Origin of the sequence: Pseudomonas tritici (genome assembly GCF_014268275.3) — a bacterium.
Lineage (GTDB): Bacteria > Pseudomonadota > Gammaproteobacteria > Pseudomonadales > Pseudomonadaceae > Aquipseudomonas > Aquipseudomonas tritici.
Map to the genome: position 1 here is coordinate 4,075,095 of NZ_CP077084.1, position 14,056 is coordinate 4,089,150.

At 61.0% G+C, this 14,056-nt stretch carries 15 protein-coding genes; 10 read left to right on the forward strand and 5 right to left on the reverse strand.

Translation table 11 applies throughout. The features are described 5' to 3' along the window. Window positions 1-72 precede the first annotated feature (72 nt). Window positions 73-423, forward strand: a complete 351-nt coding sequence (locus HU722_RS18345) for a DUF6124 family protein (RefSeq protein WP_065873470.1) — start codon at window positions 73-75, stop codon at window positions 421-423. Between the two features lie 466 nt (window positions 424-889). Further along, entirely contained in the window at window positions 890-2,041 is a 1,152-nt protein-coding gene (locus HU722_RS18350; RefSeq protein WP_065890736.1) for a M14 family metallopeptidase, read from the forward strand. Here HU722_RS18350 and HU722_RS18355 read toward each other — a convergent pair. Next, on the reverse strand, window positions 2,038-2,490 hold the full coding sequence (locus tag HU722_RS18355) for a winged helix-turn-helix transcriptional regulator (RefSeq protein WP_065890735.1): 453 nt from the start codon (window positions 2,488-2,490) through the stop codon (window positions 2,038-2,040). The genes HU722_RS18350 and HU722_RS18355 overlap by 4 nt on opposite strands. A gap of 99 nt (window positions 2,491-2,589) precedes the next feature. Here HU722_RS18355 and HU722_RS18360 point away from each other — a divergent pair, with 99 nt between their 5' ends. Further along, the gene (locus tag HU722_RS18360; RefSeq protein ID WP_065881805.1) at window positions 2,590-3,861 is read left to right on the forward strand and encodes an MFS transporter; all 1,272 of its coding nucleotides are present in this window, start codon (window positions 2,590-2,592) and stop codon (window positions 3,859-3,861) included. Here HU722_RS18360 and HU722_RS18365 read toward each other — a convergent pair. Continuing rightward, the gene (locus HU722_RS18365) at window positions 3,763-4,302 is read right to left on the reverse strand and encodes a cytochrome b (protein ID WP_049712601.1); all 540 of its coding nucleotides are present in this window, start codon (window positions 4,300-4,302) and stop codon (window positions 3,763-3,765) included. The genes HU722_RS18360 and HU722_RS18365 overlap by 99 nt on opposite strands. Then, complete coding sequence (locus HU722_RS18370) at window positions 4,299-5,381, reverse strand: catalase family peroxidase (RefSeq protein ID WP_065873475.1); 1,083 nt, start codon at window positions 5,379-5,381, stop codon at window positions 4,299-4,301. Before HU722_RS18370 ends, HU722_RS18365 begins: the two co-directional genes overlap by 4 nt. Window positions 5,382-5,548: 167 nt before the next feature. On the opposite strand from HU722_RS18370, the gene HU722_RS18375 reads away from it, so the two are divergent. The 4 genes from HU722_RS18375 to HU722_RS18390 all read left to right on the forward strand — a co-directional run bounded on the left by HU722_RS18375 (window position 5,549) and on the right by HU722_RS18390 (window position 9,336). Continuing rightward, a complete protein-coding gene (locus HU722_RS18375; protein WP_049712599.1) occupies window positions 5,549-6,055 on the forward strand; it encodes a sigma-70 family RNA polymerase sigma factor in 507 nt (168 codons plus the stop codon). Further along, window positions 6,052-6,789, forward strand: a complete 738-nt coding sequence (locus HU722_RS18380; protein WP_065881804.1) for an anti-sigma factor family protein — start codon at window positions 6,052-6,054, stop codon at window positions 6,787-6,789. The genes HU722_RS18375 and HU722_RS18380 overlap by 4 nt, the downstream gene beginning before the upstream one ends. A 120-nt stretch (window positions 6,790-6,909) precedes the next feature. After that, complete coding sequence (zapE, locus tag HU722_RS18385) at window positions 6,910-8,004, forward strand: cell division protein ZapE (protein WP_065890734.1); 1,095 nt, start codon at window positions 6,910-6,912, stop codon at window positions 8,002-8,004. Window positions 8,005-8,043: 39 nt separating this feature from the next. Then, entirely contained in the window at window positions 8,044-9,336 is a 1,293-nt protein-coding gene (locus tag HU722_RS18390) for a protein kinase (RefSeq protein ID WP_065890733.1), read from the forward strand. A gap of 116 nt (window positions 9,337-9,452) precedes the next feature. Here the strand turns inward: HU722_RS18390 and HU722_RS18395 are convergent, their stop codons facing one another. Both HU722_RS18395 and HU722_RS18400 read right to left on the reverse strand, forming a co-directional pair. Continuing rightward, a complete protein-coding gene (locus HU722_RS18395) occupies window positions 9,453-10,160 on the reverse strand; it encodes a YebC/PmpR family DNA-binding transcriptional regulator (RefSeq protein ID WP_049712595.1) in 708 nt (235 codons plus the stop codon). 100 nt (window positions 10,161-10,260) lie between these two features. Beyond that, window positions 10,261-11,118 (reverse strand): LysR substrate-binding domain-containing protein, encoded by an 858-nt coding sequence (locus HU722_RS18400; RefSeq protein WP_065890732.1) that lies wholly within the window; start codon window positions 11,116-11,118, stop codon window positions 10,261-10,263. Between the two features lie 113 nt (window positions 11,119-11,231). On the opposite strand from HU722_RS18400, the gene HU722_RS18405 reads away from it, so the two are divergent. The 3 genes from HU722_RS18405 to HU722_RS18415 all read left to right on the forward strand — a co-directional run bounded on the left by HU722_RS18405 (window position 11,232) and on the right by HU722_RS18415 (window position 13,878). Beyond that, entirely contained in the window at window positions 11,232-12,356 is a 1,125-nt protein-coding gene (locus HU722_RS18405) for a 2-aminoethylphosphonate--pyruvate transaminase (protein WP_065890731.1), read from the forward strand. Continuing rightward, window positions 12,353-13,180: a phosphonoacetaldehyde hydrolase gene (gene phnX / locus HU722_RS18410; RefSeq protein ID WP_065873481.1), complete on the forward strand. Its 828-nt coding sequence runs from the start codon at window positions 12,353-12,355 to the stop codon at window positions 13,178-13,180. The genes HU722_RS18405 and phnX overlap by 4 nt, the downstream gene beginning before the upstream one ends. A gap of 131 nt (window positions 13,181-13,311) precedes the next feature. After that, window positions 13,312-13,878 carry a cytochrome b gene (locus HU722_RS18415; RefSeq protein ID WP_065890730.1) on the forward strand — a complete coding sequence of 189 codons (567 nt, stop codon included), beginning with the start codon at window positions 13,312-13,314 and terminating at the stop codon, window positions 13,876-13,878. Window positions 13,879-14,056: the final 178 nt, after the last annotated feature.

A 14,056-nucleotide genomic window follows, 5' to 3' on the forward strand; every position in this document is an offset into this window, starting at 1 on the left:
AAACGACATAAATACGATACGTACTATCATCGGACATAAGGTTTTCGACATCCACCCAGAGTACCGCCCCTTATGACGACAAGCCCGCTTCTCCTGCCTGAAATCCCGGAAGACAACGAATTGCACGATCTGCGCAGCAGCGGTGCCGCCAAGCGTGCGTTGGACTTTTACTTGAAAGAAGATATGTCGGCATCAACCCCTGACGAGGCCTTGTTCGCCATCAATCCAGGCATCAGCCAGGAGGAAGCCCTGGTGCACGCCTCGGAGCTGTTGCGCAGCGCCGCGGCAACGGCCTATGAATCAGCGAGCAGCCATCAGGGCAGTCATCGTGACATGGCGTTTTCAGTGGTGTATTTGATCGATATGGCGAAGGCGATGGTGGAGCGATCATTGCAGGTGCCAGAGGCTCAAGCGAACAAATAACTGGCGCTTAGAAAAAATATTTCTATCCCACGGATAAAAACATTTGACTTGCAAATGATAATGATTATTATTGGACCCAGCTGATCGCGAGATCAGTCGATAGACCAAGGGACCTTAGGTCGGACTCTTGGAATATCTCCTCATCAGGCTAATCACGGTTTTTGACCCGGCTCTTTGGCCGGGTCTTTTTTTTGCCAGTTTCCCTGGCGTGGCTTCAGGCTAATGAAGACTGTGTGCTACTTGATGGGGCGCATGGTAGCAAAAGACCATCGCCAAAAGAAAGCCAGCGGGTAGCTCCAGCCCACATCTTTGCGAATTAGCGCTTGAGAATCAATCTTATAGATTCTAAGCTGCCGCGGCGTCAAGGACGACGCCCCCCTCCCTCTCGCAACAATTTTGCATCCGGTCTTTACCAGACTCCTGTGTAATATAGCCGCCACAACACTCATACTCAGGCAACCAGACTATGACCGTGGCCTTGACCTCCATCAAAATAAGCACCGACTTCGACAGTGGCAATATCCAGGTACTGGATGCCCACGATGCCTATCAGTTGTTGCTGGCAATCAAACCCGATACCTGCAGCGCGCATTACCAGTGGTTCCACTTCAAGGCCGAAGGCATGCATGTGGGCCACACCCATACCTTTCGCCTGAGCAACGCGGGACAGTCCTCCTACCCCAACGCATGGAGCGGCTACAACGCCGTGGCGTCCTACGACCACATCAATTGGTTTAGGGTACCTTCGCGATTTGATGGGGAAATCCTGCATATCAGCCTCGAGACCCGCGAAAAACATGCCTGGTTCGCCTATTTCGAACCCTATAGCCGCGAGCGTCACGACTGGCTGATCGAACAGGCCCTGAACCGCACGGGCACCCAATTGCTGGCCACCGGTAAAAGTGTTGAAGGCCGTGATATCCAACTGCTACGGCGGGGTAAAGGGGGCGAAGGCCGGCGCAACATCTGGATCATCGCTCAACAGCACCCCGGCGAGCACATGGCCGAATGGTTTATGGAGGGCATCATCGAACGCCTGCAACAGGACGGCGACGATGAGATGAAAAAGCTGCTGAAAGTCGCCGACCTGTACCTCGTGCCCAACATGAACCCGGACGGCGCCTTCCACGGCCACCTGCGCACCAACGCCATGGGCCAGGACCTCAACCGCGCCTGGCAGAGCGCCAGCCAAGAGAACAGCCCGGAAGTACTGTTCGTGCAGCAACAAATGGAAAAGTACGGCGTTGACCTGTTCCTCGATATCCACGGCGACGAGGAAATCCCCTACGTCTTCACCGCTGGCTGTGAAGGCAACCCCGGCTATACCCCGCGCATCGAGACGCTGGAAGAACATTTCCGCAGCCACTTGAGTGGCCTGACCCGCGACTTCCAGACCACCTTCGGCTACACCCGCGACCTGCCGGGAGAAGCCAACATGAGCCTGGCCTGCAACGCGGTAGGCGAGCAATACGACTGCCTGTCCCTGACCCTTGAAATGCCCTTCAAGGACAACGACGACGCCCCCAACCCGCACACCGGTTGGTCAGGTAAACGCTCGATGCAGTTGGGCAAGGATGTATTGAGCACCGTGGCCTATATCGTCGACGAGCTGCGTTAAACCGACTCGGCGGGCACCCGCCGACAATCCTCGGGCCCCAGCAAGCGTCCATCCGCGGAGCGCAATTCCAGCGCTCGCAGCGGCTCACCCTGGGCGCGGTCTACCATCACCGAATGCGCCTCGCCTGCCCCGTAGAAAAACCCTTCCCCCCACTGCCGTAACCCGATGATCACGTTGAACAGGCCTTGACCCTTTTCCGTGAGGGCGTACTCCTGATACGCACTGCCATCCGACGCCGGCACAACCTCCAGCACGCCATGGGCCACCAGGCTGCGCAAGCGCGCGGACAAAATATTCTTGGCCATCCCCAAGCTGCGCTGGAATTCACCAAAGCGACGGCTGCCATCAAACGCGTCGCGAATGATCAGCAACGACCAGCCATCGCCTATGGCATCCAACGAACGCGCCACCGGGCATTCGGCATTTTCAAAACGGGTGAGCTTGACCATCAGGCTGCCTGAACTCGACTAACAATGTAGTTGCAATATAAAACTGGAATCCTTACCGTACAACTGGTTTCATTTTAAAACCAGAAAAGGATAAGCCGCATGTCGTCATCCCCCTTGAGCGGCGCCGTGGTATCGCTGTTCGCCATCGCCTGTGGCCTGTCGGTGGCCAACGTCTACTACGCACAGCCGCTGCTCGACGCCATGGCCGAGACCTTTGCCATGGACCACGCCACCGTTGGCATCATCATCGCCCTCACCCAGATAGGTTATGGCGTAGGACTGTTGCTGCTGGTGCCTCTCGGGGATCTACTCAACCGACGCAAACTGATCGTCACCCAATTGCTGCTTTCCACGCTCGCCGTGCTGGTGGTGGCGTTGTCTTCCAACAGTTTCTGGCTGCTGGCCGGCATGGCGCTCACCGGGCTGCTGGCCGTTATCGCCCAGGTGCTGGTGGCATTGGCGGCCCATCTGGCGTCGCCTGAACAGCGCGGGCACGTGGTCGGACTGGTTACCAGCGGTATCGTGGTCGGGTTGCTGCTGGCGCGCTCGGTTTCAGGCGCCATGGCTGACCTCGCGGGTTGGCGTTCGGTGTACCTGCTATCGGCGGGCCTGACGTTATTGATGGCGATCCTACTGTGGCGAGTGCTGCCACGCACCGAGCAACCGCAGGCGACCGGCACCTATGGCGCGTTGATCCGCTCGGTTTTCAGCTTGTTCAAAGAGGAAAAAGTCTTGCGTGACCGCGCCGTGCTGGCGATGCTGATTTTCGCCGCCGGCACCGTTCTGTGGACGCCATTGGTACTGCCCTTGAGCGCCCCACCGCTGTCGCTTTCGCACACGCAGATCGGCCTCTTCGGGCTCGCCGGTGCCGCCGGAGCCCTGGGTGCTGCGCACGCCGGACGCCTGGCCGACAAGGGCTTCGCCCAATGGGTCAGCGGCACGGCACTGCTGCTCATGCTGCTCTCCTGGGTTGCCATCGGTTTTACCCAATCGTCGCTGTGGGCATTGTCGCTGGGGGTAATTGTGTTCGACCTGGGCTTGCAGGCCGTGCACGTCACCAGCCAAAGCCTGATCTATGCGGTACGCCCCGATGCACAGAGTCGGCTGGTGGCGGGTTACATGGTGTTTTACTCAGTGGGCAGTGCGGTGGGATCGGTGAGTGCCACGGCGATGTATGCCTGGGCCGGGTGGATCGGGGTGTGCGGCCTGGGCGCGGCGATCAACCTGCTGGCGTTGATCTACTGGCTGGCCACACTGCCCCCGAAACCGGTCTCAGTCTTTACTGCCGGTCATGCTTTGCAGCACGCCGTCACGGCGAATCAGCCCATGGAACAGCGCCGCCGCCAGGTGCAACAACACGGTGAGGAATAGCAGATAGGCCAGGAACCCATGGGCCTTGCGCAGCACCGCAAACAAAGGCGCATTTGCCCCCACCAGCGCCGGCAACTGCACTGAACTGCTGAGCATCACCGGGTCGCCCGCCGCCGAAATCATCGCCCAGCCCAGCAGCGGCAACACCAGCATCAAGGCATACAGCACCAGGTGAGACGCCTTGGCCGCCAACACTTGCCACAGCGGCAAGTCGGCGGGCAACGGTGGTTGGCGCGTGGAGAAGCGCACCACCAGCCGCACGATCACCAGCGCCAGAATCGCGATCCCCAGCGGCTTGTGCAGGTGGATCAACCATTCATGCCGCTCCGAGACCGAGGCCGCCAGGCCCGCGCCGATAAACAGCATGGCGATGACCATCAGCGCCATCAACCAGTGCAGCAGGCGCGCCAGGGGAGCGAAAAACCGTGGTTGAGCATTCATGGCTTCGACTCCTGAGGGGCACTGTGCAACGGGCTGACTTCACCGGCGCGGCGCAGGTACGAGCTGGCGTACGCCGCCGAACGTGCCGCCAGCAACGGATCATTGGAGGCTTCGATGCCGCTGGGCAGAATCAGCGGGTCGAAGTTGATGTCGCGGCAATCGCCATCGGCCTGAGCCTGGCTGCTTTGCAGCACCAGGGTGCCGGCGTTGATGACTTTATGCTCGCCGGTCCAGGCTTTGCTTGCATCGTCCAAAGGATCGCCGGGGTTGGCCAGGGTCATGTTCAACTGCCAGCGCAGCGGCCCGACAGCGAGGCGCTGTACCAAGTCCTTTTCCAGGAAATCGCTGCCGGCAGGCGCAGTATCACCCGCTGCATCCTGACTCTGCGGCACTACGCCCCAACGCACGGCCTGGCGCTTGCCATCGGCCCCCACCAGGTAGAACGCGTTGATGCCGTTGTAGGTTTCGGTCGCGTAACTGGCCGAAGGCTTGGCGGTCTTGACCCACGCCAGGAACGGTGCAGTCTCGGGATGGGCGGCAAAGAACGCCGGCATGCCCGCCGGGTCCGGTTTGCCGGTGGAAGGCTGCGGCGCACCGGCCTTGAGCAGTTGGTAGAACGCCTCAGGCGTGCCCACCGGGAACACCGGCATGCTGTTCATGCCGGTGCGCCACTGCTGGCCGTTGGCCTGGCTGAATTGCACGGCAAAACTGCGGATCGGCACACTGCTGTCCGGTGCATAGGGGTTGCCGCTGGGCAACGCAAATCGGCCAATCAGTGGGGTCTTGGCCTCGTTGAACACCTGGGCGCTGGAATAGGCACGCGCCTCGGGGCTGCTCTCGAAATACCCGGCCACGCACACGCCCTTGGCATGGTTACGCCGGAAGCCAGGGTGGACACCGTTGTTGGTTTCCAGGGCATTGACCAGGGTTTTCGGACGCAGGCGCTGTGGGTCGAGGGTGCCATTGACGTAGGCAAATGCCCCCGCCACAACCGCAACCACAGCTCCGATCCCCGCCAGGCGCGCGATCAGGCTCGCCGTGCTCAAGGGGGGACGGGGCGGTGATGAGTGATCTACCATGAAGAAACTCCAGGGCCCAAGGCCGTAGGGGTGAACATAAGGTCGGAGCATTAAGACGAACGCCGATCGGCTCTATTCCCTGGCCTTGGATTTATTTCCCGGCAAGGGGAATAACCTTCATCGCCGCACGTCTCTCTAGTCCCAGCGTAGTGAACAGCCAGCTCCCCATGCATGAACTCGACGAACCGTTACGTGAACTCATCCCCCGGCTGCGGCGTTTTGCCGTGTCCCTGACGCGTAACGCCAGCAGCGCCGACGACTTGGTACAGTCAACCCTGGAACGGGCGATCATCAGTTGGGCCGACAAACGCGTCGAAGGCGACTTGCGCGCCTGGCTGTTCTCGATTCTCTATCGGCAGTTCCTCGACGCCCATCGCCGCACCCGGCGCTACGCTCGCATGCTCGAATTTTTCACCGGACGCGACGATGCGCAGCCGTCGGTCGAACGTACGGTGATCGCCCAGTCAACCCTGCAAGCCTTCGATCAACTCAACACCGAGCAGCGCGCCCTGCTGCTGTGGGTCTCGGTCGAAGGCTTGAGCTACAAGGAGGTCGCCGAAATCCTCGATGTGCCCATCGGCACCGTGATGTCGCGCCTGTCCCGGGCACGCCAAGCCCTGCGTCAACTCAGTGATGGCGAAATTGCCAGCCCTTCCCTGCGGATACTCAAATGATCAGCCTGCCTCCCAGCGAACGCGATTTGCATGCCTACGTCGATCACCAACTGCTGGAAAGTGATCGCCGTGTCCTGGAAACCTATCTGGCGGCCCATCCGGACGTCGCAGCCCAGGTCCACGCCTGGCAGCACGACGCGCAATTGCTGCGCGCCGCGTTGGGCGGTGCCCTGCAACAGCCGGCTAACCCGGACCTGGACCCGGCACTGATTCGCCAGCGCATCAAGCGCCAATCGCGCCGCCATTTCGCTACGGCAGCCATGCTATTGATCGCCGTCAGCCTCGGTGGCCTGGGTGGCTGGCACGCCCGTGAAGCCACTCAGCCTCCCCTGTTGCCGATGGCCGATGCGATGCAAGCCTTCCGCCTGTTTGCGCAGGACGGCATCATGCCCGCCGACTACAAAGTCCAGGGCAACGGCACGATGCAGGCTTGGCTCGACCGCTACTTCAACCAGGCCCACCGCCTGCCCGACTTGAGCGCATCAGGCTTCATGCCGGTCAGCGGCCGCCTGCTCACTACCGAGCAAGGTGCCGCCGCCATGGTGCTATACGAAGACCCACAGGGGCGGCGCATCAGTTTCTACATCCGCCCACCGGGCCCGGAAAACGGCTTCCTGCCCCGTGGCAGTCGCAGTGCCGATGGCTTGCAGGCCCAATACTGGTCCGGCGCTGGCTACAACTATGCGGTGGTCAGCCCAGTGGACCAGCCCACCCCGCAGATGCTGAAGTTCTAGAAGCCCACGCCCAGCACGACGCTATCGAGACAGGTGCCGGCAAGCGGCACCCTTCTCTATTGGTCAAATCGCCGCGGGCGCCCTACAGTAAGCGACCACTGAAATACAGAGTGACTTGCATTGGCCGTGCTTCCCCTTATCCGTCGCCTCCTCGGTAAAAGAACCGACAGCCTCGACGACTCGCCCATCCCTGCATTCTTTCAGCAAAAAGCCGAGCAACAGGGCTTTACCCTGAGCACTGGTCAAACCCGCGCCATTGCCGCCCTGGCCCGTGAAACCAAGACCCTGCTCACCGGCCAGTCCACCCGCAGCCTGTATTTGCACGGGCCGGTGGGGCGCGGCAAAAGCTGGCTGCTGGATGGTTTTTTTCAGGCGTTGCCGATTACCGAGAAGCAACGTGTGCACTTCCATGACTTTTTTGCCCAACTGCATCGCGGCATGTTCAAGCATCGCGGGCAAGACAATGCCCTGGCCTTGACCCTGGATGAACTGCTGACGGACTGCCGGGTGCTGTGTTTCGACGAATTCCACGTCCACGACATCGGCGATGCCATGCTGATATCGCGGCTGTTCAAGGCGCTGTTCGGACGCGGTGTGCTGGTGCTGGTAACGTCCAACTATGCGCCGCAAGACTTGCTACCCAACCCCCTGTATCACGAGCGTTTCAAGCCGGTGATCGACCTGATCGCCGCGCGTATGGAGGTGCTGGAAGTCAGCTCGCCCCAGGATTTTCGCAGCCTGCCCCAGACTCGGAGCGCGCAACGCTTTACCAGCGGTCACTATGTCTGGCCGGGGACCGCGAGCCAGCGCGAAGCACTCGGTTTGCCTCCTGTAAACTGCACGCCTCAGCCCTTGCCCGTCGGCACTCGAACCTTGATATGTCGCCGCCATACAGGCCGCTCCATTGCCTTCACCTTCAACGACCTGTGCGAACAGTTGACGGCAGTGATGGACTACTTGCTGCTGTGCCAGGACTACGATTACTGGGTCATCGACGGCTTGCCACCACTGGCGGAGTGCCCGATTGCCGTGCAGCAGCGATTCATCAACCTGGTGGACGTACTCTACGACCGGGACAAGCAACTGATTCTGATCGGCGAGCAGCCCCTCAACATTGCCTTGGGTGGCCAAGCCATCGACCTCGCCCGCACCGCCAGCCGTCTCGGACAATTGCAACAGGCCAGCCCGCAACGCTCGCGCGACCCGGTATCATGAACGCCATTCACGCCCCCTTGCCGAGTGACTGCGCCGTTCATGAATACCCTCGCCCAACTCAAGGCCGGCCAACTGGCCGGTATCACACGGCTGGACCTGTCCTGCGGACTGGCCGAATTCCCCCAGGAAATTTTCGAACTGGCCGACTCGCTGGAGATCCTCAACCTCAGCGGTAACGCCCTGAGCAGCCTGCCCGACGACCTGCACCGCCTGCCTCACCTGCGCGTGCTGTTTTGCTCGGATAACCTCTTTACTGAACTGCCAGCCTGCCTGGGCGAGTGCACCAGACTGAGCATGATCGGCTTCAAGGCCAACCAGATCCGCCACGTGCCTGCCGCCGCGTTACCGCCGTTGTTGCGCTGGCTGATCCTGACCGATAACCAGATCAGCGAGCTGCCTGACGAGTTGGGCGAACGGCCATTGCTGCAAAAACTGATGCTGGCCGGCAACCGACTGACGCACCTGCCGGAAAGCCTGACCCACTGCCACAACCTCGAATTGCTGCGCATCGCCTCCAACCGCTTCACCCAGCTGCCGGAATTGCTACTGGCCCTGCCAAGCCTGACCTGGCTGGCCTATGCCGGTAACCCGGTGGAAATGGCGATGGAGGTGGCAGGTGATGACGCCACACCACATATTCCCTGGTCCGAACTGGAACTGGCCGAAGTCCTCGGCGAAGGCGCTTCCGGCGTTATCCGCAAAGCGCTGTGGAAGCCGTCAGGCAAACCCGTCGCGGTCAAACTCTATAAAGGCACCATCACCAGCGACGGCTCACCGCTGCACGAAATGCAGGCCTGCATTGCTGCCGGGCTGCACCCCAACCTGATCAAGGTTGAAGGCCGCGTTATCGGCCACCCCGATGACCAGGCCGCACTGGTGATGGACCTGATCGACCCGAGCTACCGCAACCTTGCAGCCCTGCCGAGCCTGGCCTCGTGCACCCGGGATATCTACGAACCGGGCGTGCGCTTTAGCGTTGAAGTGGCCTTGCGCATGGCGCGGGGTATCGCCTCGGTGGGCGCGCATTTGCACCGGCATGGCATTACCCATGGCGATCTGTATGGCCACAACATTTTGTGGAATGAAGCCGGGGATTGTTTGCTCGGGGACTTTGGCGCAGCGTCGTTCCATGCCACGGCGGACACCGTGGAAACCAGAGCGCTGCAACGGATTGAAGTGCGCGCGTTCGGGGTGTTGCTGGGGGAGTTGTTGGAGCGGGTTGAGTCGGGAGTGAACGCGCAGTGGAGGGAGCTGCAAAGAAAGTGCTGTCAACCAGAGGTGATGGCACGGCCTGGCTTCGAGGAAATCGAAGCGCTGCTGAACCAGGGCTAAAACCCAATCCAACTGTGGGAGCTGGCTTGCCTGCGATGAGGTCGTGTCATTCACCTTTCCAGTGACTGATACACCGCCATCGCAGGCAAGCCAGCTCCCACATTTTTTACCGCGTTTTAGCCAGCCAGGCCGACGAACATATCCTGCACGTCATCATGGTTGTCCAGGCCTTCCAGGAAGGCTTCGACTTCAGCCATCTGCTCGGCGCTCAAACCGCTCACCGGGTTTTTCGAGAGGTAACCCAGCTTGGCCGACAACACGGTAAAGCCCTGCTCCGGCAGCGCCTTCTGTACAGCATCCAGGTCGGTGGTTTCGGTGATGAACAGGGTGGTGCCCTCTTCCTCGCCGTCTTCGAAATCCTGGGCCCCGGCTTCAATCGCGGCCATTTCCGGATCGGCGTCCGGGCTGTCCGGCGAGGCTTCGATCAGGCCGACGTGGTTGAAGTCCCAAGCCACGGAGCCGGAGGCGCCCAGTTGGCCCTTACGGAACGCCACACGGATTTCAGCCACCGTGCGGTTGATGTTGTCGGTCACGCACTCGACGATCAGCGGCACCTGGTGCGGGGCGAACCCCTCGTAGGTCACACGGTGGTATTGCACGGTCTCGCCGAGCAGACCGGCACCTTTCTTGATGGCGCGTTCCAGGGTTTCCTTGGGCATCGAGGCCTTTTTGGCCTGTTCCACCACCAGACGCAGGTGGGCGTTGGTCGCGGTGTCGGCGCCGTTGCGGGCGGCGATGGTGATTTCTTTCACCAGCTTGCCGAAGATCTTGCCCTTGGCATTGGATGCCGCTTCTTTATGTTTGACTTTCCACTGTGCGCCCATGACTCACTCTCTTTTCGTCCATCGCGCCGAAACGTCTACTGGCCGGCGCTTTGGGGGCAGAGTTTATAGCGCAAGAACGCATCGTTCCACCAAAAAACCGTCAGGGTGCCAACTCGAAAAATGCCTGGATCAAGCGCAATGAGCGCCGCCGCTCCATGCAACCAAGCATGTGGCGATTCAGCAGCCCTTCGCCCTGGATCGGCACGGCGCACACGCGCGGGTCCGGGCTGACTTCCATCGACGACACCACGCCTACGCCCAACTCGGCAGCAACGGCCTCGGTCACCGCCTCACGGCTGTCGAGTTCCAGCAGCACCTTGGGCTGTACACCGGCAGCCAGGCAGGCGTCATCAAAGGTGCGCCGGGTGATGGAGCTGGGCTCGCGCAGCACCATGATCACGTCGTTAAGCTGACCCAGGCGGATACCCTTGGGCAGCGTCGCCCAGGGGTGACTGACAGGCACCAGCGCGCAGATCCGCGACTCGCTCAAAGGTTGCAAATGCAGGCCATTGCGCGGTTCGACCTCGGTAAGTACCGCCACATCCGCATGCTCGGACAACAACGCGGCCAGGGTTTCCTGAGCGTTGCCCAAGCGCAGGTTGACGGTAATCCCAGGGTAACGCGCGCGCAGGCTGGCGATCATCGGCATCACCAGATGCGGGCCGTCCGCCGCCACTTCCAGGCGCCCGGTGAGCAATTGCTGGTTGGCCTCCAGCATCGCCTGCGCTTCATCTACCAGGCCGAAGATCGCCCGCGTGATCGCCGCCAGGCGCGCGCCCTCCTCCGTCACCTCTACCCGACGTGCGGTACGCCGCAGCAACGGGATCTGGTAGTGCTCTTCCAGCGCCTTGATATGCCCGGTTACCGCGGGTTGGCTGATGAACAGCCGCGCCGCCGCACGGGTAAAACTGCCCTCGCGGGCCACGGCATCGAATGCGCGCAATTGAAACAGAGTCATAGCTATCGGCCTCACTGATAGCTCGCATAACAACAAACAATTTGATTGATGACAAGCCAAACTGCAATTTAGTCGCCGTAGCTTCAGCCCCCGATGCCTTGCGAGAATTCGAAATGACCACCGCGCCGATCCTGCTGACCCCTGGCCCCCTGACCACCTCCGCCCGGACCCGTCAGGCAATGATGGTGGACTGGGGTTCATGGGATGACCGTTTCAACCAGCTCACCGCCAGTGCGTGCGAACACTTGCTGGCGATTCTCAACGGCGCCGACACTCACCATTGCGTGCCCTTGCAAGGCAGCGGCACGTTCGCCGTCGAAGCCGCCATCGGCACCCTCGTACCGCGCAATGGCAAGGTGCTGGTGCTGATCAACGGCGCCTATGGCAAGCGCCTGGCCAGGATCTGCGACGTGCTCGGCCGCGATTTCAGCACCTTTGAAACCGCCGAAGACGAACCGACCACCGCCGCCGACGTCGACCGCCTGCTGCAGGCCGACAAGGCCATCACCCACGTCGCGCTGATCCACTGCGAAACCAGCACCGGCATTCTCAACCCACTGCCGGAAATCGCCCAGGTCATTAAAAACCACGGCAAGCGCTTGATCATCGACGCCATGAGCTCCTTTGGTGCGCTGCCGATCAACGCCCATGAAGTGCCGTTCGACGCACTGATTGCAGCCTCCGGCAAATGCCTGGAAGGCGTACCGGGGATGGGGTTTGTCTTCGCCGAAAAAACCGCGTTGGCCGCGGCCCAAGGAAACTGCCACTCCCTGGCGATGGACCTGTTTGACCAGCACAGCTACATGGCCAAGACCGGCCAATGGCGTTTCACCCCGCCGACCCACGTGGTCGCCGCCCTGCACGAAGCGCTGCTGCAATACGTTGAAGAAGGCGGCCTGCCCGCGCGCCATCGACGCTATGCACGCAACTGCCAGGTGCTGCTGGATGGCATGGCCGAACTGGGCCTGCGCAGCTTCCTGCCGGCGGCGATCCAGGCGCCGATCATCGTCACCTTCCATGCTCCGCAAGACCCGCACTATCAATTCAAGGATTTTTACGAGCGGGTCAAGGCGAAGGGTTTCATCCTGTATCCGGGCAAGTTGACCCAGGTGGAAACCTTTCGCGTGGGCTGCATCGGCCATGTCGACGCCACCGACATGCACGCCGCCGTCACCGCCATTGCCGAGGCACTGCAAGCCATGGGCATCACCCTTTCTTCCTTCGGAGCACACGCATGAACTACCAGAACCCCAATGCCCTGCAAGCTGTGATCCTCGACTGGGCAGGCACCGTGGTCGATTTCGGCTCCTTCGCACCCACGCAGATTTTTGTCGAAGCCTTTGCCGAGTTCGATGTGCAAGTCTCCATCGAAGAAGCCCGCGGCCCGATGGGCATGGGCAAGTGGGATCACATCCGCACCCTCTGCGACCAGCCGCAGGTCGCCGAGCGCTACCGCAAGGCGTTCGGCCGCACGCCGACCGATGACGACGTAACCGCCATCTACCAACGCTTCATGCCGTTGCAGATCGAGAAGATCGCCGAACACTCGGCGCTGATTCCCGGTGCCCTCGACACCATCGCACGCCTGCGCGTGCAAGGCATAAAGATCGGTTCCTGCTCCGGCTACCCCAAACAAGTGATGGATAAAGTCGTCGCCCTGGCGGCCACCAACGGTTATATCGCCGACCATGTAGTCGCGACCGATGAAGTGCCCAACGGCCGCCCATGGCCGGCCCAGGCGCTGGCGAATGTGATCGCGCTGGGCATCGATGATGTGGCAGCGTGCGTGAAAGTCGACGACACCGTGCCCGGCATCCTCGAAGGCCGCCGCGCCGGGATGTGGACCGTGGCCCTGACCTGCTCCGGCAACGCACTGGGATTGACCTACGCGCAGTTCCGCGCCCTTGACACCGCCACCCTGGCCAGCGAGCGCAAGCGCGTCGAAGCGATGTTCGAAGGCTCGCGCCCGCACTACCTGATCGACACCATCAACGACCTGCCTTCGGTGATCGCCGACATCAATGCGCGCCTGGCCCGTGGGGAAATGCCGCAGAGCCACTGATAGAGGTCAAAACAACGGCATTTGCGTGGGGCAAAACGCTCAAAATCGGCTTACAGTTAACGCACTGCGTCACCAAAGAACGCAATGTTGTTCCGTGAATAAACTGTACCTGATAAGTGAGGAACCCAGCGATGCCGTGGAAAAACTCCGATACGCGCTACAGCACCATGTCGATCGCGTTGCACTGGTTGATGGTGGTGCTGCTGGCGGTGGTCTACGCCTGCATTGAACTGCGTGGCCAGTTTCCGAAAGGCAGCGGTGCGCGAACGTTGATCGTCGAAATGCACTTTATGTTTGGCCTTACCGTGTTTGTGCTGGTGTGGCTGCGGTTGTTTGCGCGCAGCCTGGGGGTTGCCCCCAAGATCGTGCCGGCACCGCCGCAATGGCAGAGCCTGCTGGCGACGCTGATGCATGTCGCGCTGTACGCGCTAATGATCGGCATGCCGATTGCCGGCTGGCTGATTGTGAGTGCCGAGGGGCATTCGGTGATGTTCTATGGCATGGAGTTGCCGCCGTTGATTGGCGAGAACAAGGACCTCGCCAAGCAGATTGAAGGCTGGCATGTCTGGTTCGGCAAGGTCGGTTATTGGCTGATCGGGCTGCATGCACTGGCGGGGATTGCCCACCATTACGTCCTGCGGGACAACACGGCGTTGCGGATGACGCCGGGGCGGTTTGCCAAGAAAACTGCTGAATGATGGAACGCGATTACGGCATGGGTAGCGTGCTGCGTCGTGCCTGTGACGGTCTGGCAGTCAAATAGGTTGGATCGAGGGTAACCGGTTCAAATGTGGGAGCTGGCTTGCCTGCGAATGTGTTAGGCCAGTTACAGATATGCCAATTGACACCCCTCTTCGCGAGCAAGCCCGCTCCCAC

What these genes read in the sequence shown, in the direction of transcription:
- HU722_RS18375 (WP_049712599.1), top strand. Translation starts at nt 5,549, where the DNA reads ATGCATGAACTCGACGAACCGTTACGTGAACTCATCCCCCGGCTGCGG.
- HU722_RS18390 (WP_065890733.1), top strand. Translation starts at nt 8,044, where the DNA reads ATGAATACCCTCGCCCAACTCAAGGCCGGCCAACTGGCCGGTATCACA.
- HU722_RS18370 (WP_065873475.1), bottom strand. Translation starts at nt 5,381, where the DNA reads ATGGTAGATCACTCATCACCGCCCCGTCCCCCCTTGAGCACGGCGAGC.
- HU722_RS18345 (WP_065873470.1), top strand. Translation starts at nt 73, where the DNA reads ATGACGACAAGCCCGCTTCTCCTGCCTGAAATCCCGGAAGACAACGAA.
- HU722_RS18380 (WP_065881804.1), top strand. Translation starts at nt 6,052, where the DNA reads ATGATCAGCCTGCCTCCCAGCGAACGCGATTTGCATGCCTACGTCGAT.
- HU722_RS18395 (WP_049712595.1), bottom strand. Translation starts at nt 10,160, where the DNA reads ATGGGCGCACAGTGGAAAGTCAAACATAAAGAAGCGGCATCCAATGCC.
- HU722_RS18360 (WP_065881805.1), top strand. Translation starts at nt 2,590, where the DNA reads ATGTCGTCATCCCCCTTGAGCGGCGCCGTGGTATCGCTGTTCGCCATC.
- phnX (WP_065873481.1), top strand. Translation starts at nt 12,353, where the DNA reads ATGAACTACCAGAACCCCAATGCCCTGCAAGCTGTGATCCTCGACTGG.
- HU722_RS18405 (WP_065890731.1), top strand. Translation starts at nt 11,232, where the DNA reads ATGACCACCGCGCCGATCCTGCTGACCCCTGGCCCCCTGACCACCTCC.
- HU722_RS18350 (WP_065890736.1), top strand. Translation starts at nt 890, where the DNA reads ATGACCGTGGCCTTGACCTCCATCAAAATAAGCACCGACTTCGACAGT.
- HU722_RS18415 (WP_065890730.1), top strand. Translation starts at nt 13,312, where the DNA reads ATGCCGTGGAAAAACTCCGATACGCGCTACAGCACCATGTCGATCGCG.
- HU722_RS18400 (WP_065890732.1), bottom strand. Translation starts at nt 11,118, where the DNA reads ATGACTCTGTTTCAATTGCGCGCATTCGATGCCGTGGCCCGCGAGGGC.
- HU722_RS18355 (WP_065890735.1), bottom strand. Translation starts at nt 2,490, where the DNA reads ATGGTCAAGCTCACCCGTTTTGAAAATGCCGAATGCCCGGTGGCGCGT.
- HU722_RS18365 (WP_049712601.1), bottom strand. Translation starts at nt 4,302, where the DNA reads ATGAATGCTCAACCACGGTTTTTCGCTCCCCTGGCGCGCCTGCTGCAC.